This window comes from bacterium (assembly GCA_041648665.1).
In the GTDB taxonomy this organism is placed as follows: domain Bacteria; phylum UBA10199; class UBA10199; order 2-02-FULL-44-16; family JAAZCA01; genus JAFGMW01.
In genome coordinates this window covers 1-7,500 of the sequence record JBAZOP010000117.1, presented here as the reverse complement: position 1 = coordinate 7,500, position 7,500 = coordinate 1, and the positions used below count along the sequence as shown (strand labels likewise).

Below are 7,500 nucleotides of genomic sequence, written 5' to 3'. Positions count from 1 at the left end.
TACGCCTACGCCGTTTCTGTTCCCGATGGGGCGCCCCCGGCTCGTGATGGGTTCGGGAATTTGATCGACGTGCCGGAAGGAGTCGACGATATCGACCCGGCAAATGATGAGAAATATCGCTACATCGCGAATAATTGGGACAGGCTGAAGAAGATCAAACGCATCGTCATTGCGACCGACGCGGACGAGCCTGGACGTAGATTGGCGGCTGAACTGGTCCGCCGCCTAGGCCGGGTGCGATGCTCATTCGTGAGCTATCCTGAAGGCTGCAAAGACCTGAACGAAGTTTTGATCGGCTACGGTGCGGCCGAGGTCAACCGCATCATCGGCTCGGCGCTCCCCTACCCTGTGTCTGGCGTCTATGCCTATCATGATCTCCCGCAAGAGCCTGAGCTTTGTCCGAAGACGACGGGATGGGATAAACTCGACGAATATCTCATGCTCTACCATCCGGCGCTGATGGTTGTGACTGGGTTCGCCGGCCAAGGGAAAACATCCTGGACGCAACAGCTCGTTTCAAATCTTGCGCGCATTCATGGCTGGACAACGGCAATCGCCTCTTTCGAAATGCGCATCAAGCCTTATGTCACGAACGCGATCGGGACCGCGATGCTCGGCATAGCCTCGAAGCGTTGGGGCGATGGCGATCAAGCAACAGTCGATGAATTCCTGGACCGCAATTTCTGCTTCATCGCCCCAGAGCCAGATTGCGAGCGCGTTCACGATGTTTCGTGGTTGCTCGAAAAAGCCGAGGTAGCAGTAATCCGCCACGGCGCCCGCGTGCTGCTCATAGACCCGTGGAACGAAATCGAGCATTCGCGCGATGCGAGGGAATCGACTACGGAATATGTGAACCGCGCGCTCCGTGAGATCAAAGATTTCGGCCGGCGCTTCGATGTTCTGGTAATCATCGTTGCGCACCCGACGAAGGGCGCGACGAGCAAATCGCCAGAGGAAGTCACGCTTTACGACATTGCCGATTCCGCTGCTTTCCAAAACAAGGCGGACCTTGGCGTTGTCGTGGCGCGGCTCGGCGATCCTGCGGTCGATATCGAAACAGGAATCTTCGTGAAGAAGGTTCGCTATCAGCCGAGCACAGGCAAAATAGGCTCTATAGAGCTTGTGTTTGATAGAGAAACCGGGATGTTCATGTAACGATGGGGACATCGATGAACGCAGTAAACGACAACAGAACGGTGCGGAAATTCGATGATATTATCCTTTCGAGCCGCTATGACATTGATATCGAGATGGACGCTATGCAGATCATGGCCGAGGCTGTTCATCCTGAGATTAGATATGAAATAGCTTGCATATTCTGCGATTCGAATGCCGGTAGTTGTTATACTATTTGGGTTAAGACAGATAATGTATCAATAGCTCGTTACATCGGCAGTGTTATGCACGATGCGATAATTGAATTAGAAGGAGGCCATAACGGTATTTCTGTAAAAGAGTGCGGTGACTTGTTCACGGAGATTTTTGTCGTTGATCCGATGTGGCTGGGGATGATGTGATGACCACTATCGACACGAAGCGTCTCCGCGAGCTGGCGGAGAAGGCGACACAGGGGCCCCTAATGGTAGTCAAGCACTATGGCTTGCCCGGAGATGGCGATGAATTTTTCATCGAAAACGGCCATCAAATAATTGCACAAAGGCTCGATGAGCAAGATGCCTGTCTTATCGACGCCGCCCTCAACGCGCTCCCCGCGTTGCTCGACGCCTACGAGGCGCTGTGCGAGATCGCCGAGCAAGACCAGATCAACCTAGCGCTAGACCCGGAATGGCCGCAGCGCATCGCCCGCGCTGCTTTGGAGGGCAAAAGCAAATGACCACAGCAGAGAGGATTGTGCTGTTTATCGTGATTGGTTTCGTGTTCTCGGCGATGGTAGTGAGCGACGTTGCGCGCCATCATCAAGGGCCGTTCATCATCATCAACCAAAAATGAGGCAATGCAAATGACCCCAATGCGAGAAAGGATCGCCAAGGAGATTTTCGACAAGATACTCGACGTGATTGAGGACGGCCGGGAGCCGGCGGATATCTGCTTTGAAGCCGCTGACGCAGTGCTCGCCGAGCTGGAACGCCAGATTGTCCCGGGCGCCGTATATGAAGCGCGCGCCATGCGAGAACGCCTAATTTACGCCGTCGAGCGTGAGGCGAACAGATACATCCGAGAGATCGGCGACAACGCGGATTGGAGCGACGTGCCTTACGAGATTTTCGTGGACGCGATGCTCGCCGAGCTGGAACGTCCGAGCGAGGAAATGATGGATGCTATGCATTCTGTTTTGTTCGAGACAACCTGCCCGGCGGGTCATGAAATGCAACGCTCCGCCTTCACCGCCGCGATCCGCGCGGCTAAACAGGGGTGAGAGATGAGCGAACCGTCAATCCCCGATCAGCTCGTAAAGTTCTGTCGAGAGTTTATCGACAAACAGGATATTCATTGCACGGAGACGATATACCAAACTGACCGCGTAATCGAAAATGCATATGAGTTCATCGAAGGAGTTTGCGAGATCATTGGATATAAGCCGCGTGAAGACGAGGATTATGAGCTATGACCGACGAGAAAGAGCTAATCGAAAAGATCGCGCGCGAGTTGTATTTGATGGATACTCTTGCGGCGGACGACCGCGCCGAATTTGGTGAGGAATGTGTTCAGACAGAATATTGGGACATATTTCGTCGTCGCGCCATTTTTCTCATCTCCGCCATCGACCTCCCCTCCATCAAAGCTGCCGCGCGGGCGGAGGCGCTGGAAGAGAGCGATGCAGTAAAGGACGTGAAGGCTGAGCGTCGACGCCAGATCGAAGCCGAGGGTTGGGACGCGGAGCATGACGCCAGACACGCGGCTGGCGATCTCGCCGACGCAGCCGCCTGTTATGCCGCCACGGACAAAGATTTGCGATATGGCGTGCCTTTCGGATGGCCTTGGGGCGATAATTGGTGGAAGCCGACCACGCGTCGCCGTGATCTTGTGAAAGCCGGCGCTCTAATCCTCGCCGAGATCGAACGGCTAGACAGCGCCGCGCTCGCCAAGGCTCCCGAATGATTTGGACCGCCGACCTCTACCCGCGGCGCCTATGGGACATCGAGCGCCGCGCATATCGCTACAGAGGCAACCCGCATTTGTTGATCGTCGTGTCGCGTCGCGCGCGTCAAGCGAGTTGGGCCGAGCTAATCAGGAGAGTGGCATGAGAGGGATAGCGATGGCGATCATATGGCTCGGGTTCGTGCTCGATATGCGGTTCGATCGGTGCTGGCAGCGGCGCGATGACAAAGATAAGGCGGGCGTCGAGCGATTTGTGGCGCTGTGGCTGTTGGCGACCGTAACAGCGATCATATGCGGAGTCTAAAACTCGGCCATTGTCCAAGTAGCGTCCCTGCGTCTCAACTCACCACGGGCCACGGCTGGCCCGGCAAACGGCAACCGAGGGACAGCGCATGAGCGCATGGCACGTCATCAAAAGCAGCGGGCGCGACACGCGAGCGGATTTCTACCTTCGTCGCGCCGGCCTGCGGACATATCGGCCGCTCGAGCATCGCTATTTCATTGATCGGCGGACGCAAGCGCAGAAATTCCGCGAGAAATCGCTGATGCCGGGGTATATCTTCGTACGGCTCGACAATATAGCGGATATAGCGCGCATTCGAAACGCGATCGGCGTCTCCTACATCCTCGGCAATTGGGAAGGAGAGCGGTTCGTGCCGGCAGAAATACCGGGAGAATGGGTAGAAAACCTCGAAAAAGCTGGTCCGTTAATTGTGGGCAAAAAGGTCGCGTATCGCAAGGGAGATAAAATAAGGCTTATTATCAATAAGATAAGCGATATGATTTTGGAATGCGAAGGGGTTGACGGCCGAGGGCGCGTTATGGTAGGGGTTGAGATGCTCGGGAAGCGGCAAATCGTTCGCGTCGATCCTGAGCGGGTAGAGCTGGCGGGCTAACTGCTTCGGACACCGCGGGCTTGCAACGTGCGATTTCGCGCGGTGGTGTAATTTTGCCTCGAATGAGGCGACGAGTTCGGTTTGAACGGCAAGCGCCGGCCCGGATGGACATGCTTCCGTGCTCACGCGGCAGGGCCAGGGTCATGGCCTCCCTGCTTACAGTGCCCGGGGTGGCGCCCGGCAGGCCGAAAGTTTCGCGCTTCGGCGCAATGAGTTTCTAGTTGGCAGCTTTTCCTGAAGCTCCGCGCGCGGGGCCAAGGTGACAGAGAACTATTCCAAGTCCTATGCTGCCTAACGGCGGACTTGGTAGAAGTGGGGATCGGTCAAAAACGCGGGCGAGCCGAATGCCCAGAAGCCCCACGACGTAAGGCCGCGCCCGGATGCGAGAGTTCCGGGGACAATTCGCGCTTCGGCGCACAGAGTTAGACGGCCGCATGTAGTTCAGTCTGGGAGAGCACCGACGCGGGTCGGAGGTCGCGGGTTCGAACCCCGTCATGCGCTTGGCCGGTCGAAAATAAGGGGTCGCTCCCCGCTACATCGACTGGCGCCGTCTATGCTATTCGCGCTTCGGCGCAACGTGTTTCGAGATGACCAACTGCGCCAAGAGCGCACAGAAATCATCACAGGCGGCCTCATGAACCGCCCGTCTCGAAAGCCTGAGCCCCGCATGGGGAGCGCCCGGTCACTCCGGGATGGCAGTCGGGAAAGACCGGCAACAGTTTCGAGCGGTGGCGCGTATGTAGGGCCTTGCGCCGTTGGGATACGGCTTGCGGCCTCGACGGGAACGGCCCCCGAATGAAGCGCGAAGGCTGAGACGCCTAAAGGCTAACCAGCGACGACGGTATGGGTGGCTCTGTCCGCGAAGGCTTTTGCTACGGCTACTTGTCGTGTCACCACACAACGCGGGGATGGCGCCCCGCCCCGCTCGAAGTAGTTTAGCCCTAGTAGCTCAGTTGGTAGAGCAACCGCCTTGTAAGCGGTAGGCCGCAGGTTCAAATCCTGCCTCGGGCTCCAAGTTTCGAGTGGCGGTTATCGTGACCACGCCCGTCTCGTGTGCGGGTTGGAAGACCGATAGTCGGGCGGTAGCTCAGGGGTAGAGCTCGTCCCGTGGGGGATGAGGTCGCGAGTTCGACTCTCGCCTGTTATGCCTGTCATGGGCATCCACTCGAAAGCCTATCGGCCGGAGCCATCCGAGGGCGTCTCATTACGGTGAGATGCGAGCCTACGAGTGACTAGGCTTCCCGCGCCGGCCGATTATAGCAATCTTATCATAAACTAGAATAAACTCGCTATAATCGCGTAAGACGCCACAACAGCCGATCCTACTACGAGAGCCGCGAATGCCCTCCCGCGCCATCCGCCGCGCCCACAAGGCAAGAATGAAAGCTAAGGCGCGGCGCATCTATCCTGACGACCCGAAAGCCGATCGCCTCGCGGATCATTTGCAACACTGCGCGTGTATGTGGTGCAGGAATCCTCGCCGATATTTCGGAACCGCCACCAGGCAAGAGCGCTCGTGGTATTGCTCTTAATCTGAGCGATCTCCCGCGCCGGCCGATCCCATAGGCGGTATCCCATGCGAGATCGCCGAACAGGCCAGCGCGATGTATAGCGGGACTTCGGCCCCGGCCTCATAAGCTGCGACGGTGTTATGGCTGATCCCGAGGAGCCGAGACGCCTCGAGCTTGGTGATTTTGCGCCCGCAACGCCAGAGTTCGAACCAGTTGGCGTCGGGGCGCGGGGTGAAGCGCTTGGGCGGGGATTTCATTCCGAGAGCTCGTCAAATGCGGCCCTCAGCATGTGACTCGGAACGCGATAATTTGCGCCGATATAAGTGCCGCTCTCTTCATCATCGATGATCTCGAACCGAACGGCTATAGTATATGTGCCATCTCGGTGAGACACCCTGACGGATGCTGAAAAAAGCTTTCCGTATTCTGTGGTATAGTGGACGCGCTGGCGCACTTTTAGCTTGGTATCCATTTCTCTCTACTCCACTAGATGGAACCCCGGCCGAAGCCGGGATATGAGGTTAGGAGCGCTTGTCATCACGCTGCAAATCCTCCACCTCGACACTAATAGTAAAAGGCCCCTTCCTGGCAGCCGATCGCGCGAATCCTAACAGCCCCATGCGTGCCCGCAGAGATTTCGGGACCAGCCATACTAAAAACCAAGGGACCGTGATCGGGGGGAGGGCAAATTTCAGTTTCATTGTCGCTCGCTCCTTTCCATGGTAGTCACCCAATTACGCGCAGAACGCGCGCATTGCGGATGATGATTTCGCCGCGGTCCTCGCCCCATGAGGCGTAGTTCCCGCCGATGATGTAAATCACGCGATCGGCGAAGGCGTAGGTAGAGCGCACGTAGGCGAGCTTTTGCGCAATCTCGGCTTCGCTCCGCACGCGGATTCCAGAGGCCCCGTCGAGTTCTTCGTCTTGGATTTCTCCGTCAACCCACACGAAGCTATTGGGCAGTATGTCGCCGACGTTAAATCCGGGCTCAAAAGCGCGGATGGCGATGTTGTCAAATTCGTCGAACATCTGGCTCTCCCTCAACGCTGAACCGTCGATAGAGCTACAATAGCCGATCCTCGCATGGCGTCAAGCGGAAACTCACCAGATTGTGAAAAATAGCGGGAGTTGACGCGCGATGCGTGAGAATAGCATCGCCCCCAACCCATAGGAGGCCCCATCAACCGGGGCTGAGAAATGATCGGACGGCCGTCTTCCTACACGGAAGCAATAGCAGATGAGATTTGCGCACGTCTCATAGAGGGCGAATCGCTGCGATCCATCTGCAAAAGCGACCATATGCCAAGCGCCGGCACCGTATGTAGATGGCTGGCTGACGCACGATACGCGGTTTTTCGTGAACAATACACGCGCGCGAAAGAGATACAGCTCGACGTTTTGGCGGATGAGATAATTCACATCGCTAATACTCAGGAAGTAGGTGAGATCGTCACCGAGAAGCCAACTGGGACAGAGGTCAAGCGCGCGGACATGATCGAGCATCGGCGGCTGAAGATCGATGCGCGCAAATGGTATGTTGGCAAACTCGCGCCGAAAAAATACGGCGATCGCACGCAGCTCGAGCATACGGGGACTGACGGCGGCCCTGTCCAGCTTGTCGTTATGACTGGCGTCCCGCGTGGCGATTAGGTTTGTTTCGGCGGCCGAGCCTGTCACGAAAATGGCGGGGCGTGTCACGAAAATAGAGCCGGAAGTCACGAAAATGCTCGATGATGTCACGAAAACACCAGGGCATGTCACGAAAACCGCAAGGGGGCGCGGGCGTCCATTGATTGGCGACGCGCCGATGTCGGCCGCGGAAAGAAAGCGTCGCGAGCGAGCGCGCAAGGCTTACGCTGGTGGCGACTAAGGAGATACCGCTCGGCTACGAGCCGCGGCAGGCGTTCGTCGCGTTCCACCGCCGCCGGCAGCGGTGGGCGGTGATTATCGCGCATCGCCGCGCCGGCAAGACGGTCGCGTGTTTGATGGACATGCTCGACCACGCGCTGCGCAAGCCGGGCGGGCGATACGCC

At 57.3% G+C, this 7,500-nt stretch carries 11 protein-coding genes and 3 tRNA genes; 11 read left to right on the top strand and 3 right to left on the bottom strand.

Annotated features, from left to right (window positions below):
* The 10 genes from WC683_18390 to WC683_18345 form a co-directional block, all read left to right on the top strand.
* Positions 1-1,155: DnaB-like helicase C-terminal domain-containing protein (locus WC683_18390; GenBank protein ID MFA4974578.1), on the top strand; the 1,155-nt coding region annotated here is incomplete at its 5' end.
* A gap of 14 nt (positions 1,156-1,169) precedes the next feature.
* Positions 1,170-1,517 (top strand): hypothetical protein, encoded by a 348-nt coding sequence (locus tag WC683_18385; GenBank protein MFA4974577.1) that lies wholly within the window; start codon positions 1,170-1,172, stop codon positions 1,515-1,517.
* Entirely contained in the window at positions 1,517-1,834 is a 318-nt protein-coding gene (locus WC683_18380; protein MFA4974576.1) for a hypothetical protein, read from the top strand. Before WC683_18385 ends, WC683_18380 begins: the two co-directional genes overlap by 1 nt.
* A 69-nt stretch (positions 1,835-1,903) precedes the next feature.
* The gene (locus tag WC683_18375; GenBank protein MFA4974575.1) at positions 1,904-2,377 is read left to right on the top strand and encodes a hypothetical protein; all 474 of its coding nucleotides are present in this window, start codon (positions 1,904-1,906) and stop codon (positions 2,375-2,377) included.
* A gap of 188 nt (positions 2,378-2,565) precedes the next feature.
* The gene (locus WC683_18370; protein ID MFA4974574.1) at positions 2,566-3,060 is read left to right on the top strand and encodes a hypothetical protein; all 495 of its coding nucleotides are present in this window, start codon (positions 2,566-2,568) and stop codon (positions 3,058-3,060) included.
* Positions 3,061-3,202: 142 nt separating this feature from the next.
* Complete coding sequence (locus tag WC683_18365) at positions 3,203-3,364, top strand: hypothetical protein (GenBank protein ID MFA4974573.1); 162 nt, start codon at positions 3,203-3,205, stop codon at positions 3,362-3,364.
* Positions 3,365-3,452: 88 nt separating this feature from the next.
* The gene (locus tag WC683_18360) at positions 3,453-3,956 is read left to right on the top strand and encodes a transcription termination/antitermination NusG family protein (GenBank protein MFA4974572.1); all 504 of its coding nucleotides are present in this window, start codon (positions 3,453-3,455) and stop codon (positions 3,954-3,956) included.
* A 429-nt stretch (positions 3,957-4,385) separates the two neighbouring features.
* A tRNA-OTHER gene (locus WC683_18355) sits at positions 4,386-4,457 on the top strand.
* Between the two features lie 437 nt (positions 4,458-4,894).
* A tRNA-Thr gene (locus WC683_18350) sits at positions 4,895-4,970 on the top strand.
* Positions 4,971-5,033: 63 nt separating this feature from the next.
* Positions 5,034-5,107, top strand: a tRNA-OTHER gene (locus WC683_18345).
* Between the two features lie 377 nt (positions 5,108-5,484).
* On the opposite strand, the gene WC683_18340 is transcribed toward WC683_18345, so the two are convergent.
* The 3 genes from WC683_18340 to WC683_18330 form a co-directional block, all read right to left on the bottom strand.
* Positions 5,485-5,724, bottom strand: a complete 240-nt coding sequence (locus WC683_18340) for a helix-turn-helix transcriptional regulator (GenBank protein ID MFA4974571.1) — start codon at positions 5,722-5,724, stop codon at positions 5,485-5,487.
* Positions 5,721-5,939, bottom strand: a complete 219-nt coding sequence (locus WC683_18335; protein MFA4974570.1) for a hypothetical protein — start codon at positions 5,937-5,939, stop codon at positions 5,721-5,723. Before WC683_18335 ends, WC683_18340 begins: the two co-directional genes overlap by 4 nt.
* A gap of 254 nt (positions 5,940-6,193) precedes the next feature.
* Positions 6,194-6,496, bottom strand: coding sequence for a hypothetical protein (locus WC683_18330; GenBank protein ID MFA4974569.1), 303 nt, complete (start codon positions 6,494-6,496; stop codon positions 6,194-6,196).
* Between the two features lie 168 nt (positions 6,497-6,664).
* On the opposite strand from WC683_18330, the gene WC683_18325 reads away from it, so the two are divergent.
* Complete coding sequence (locus WC683_18325) at positions 6,665-7,117, top strand: terminase small subunit protein (protein ID MFA4974568.1); 453 nt, start codon at positions 6,665-6,667, stop codon at positions 7,115-7,117.
* Positions 7,118-7,500 lie beyond the last annotated feature (383 nt).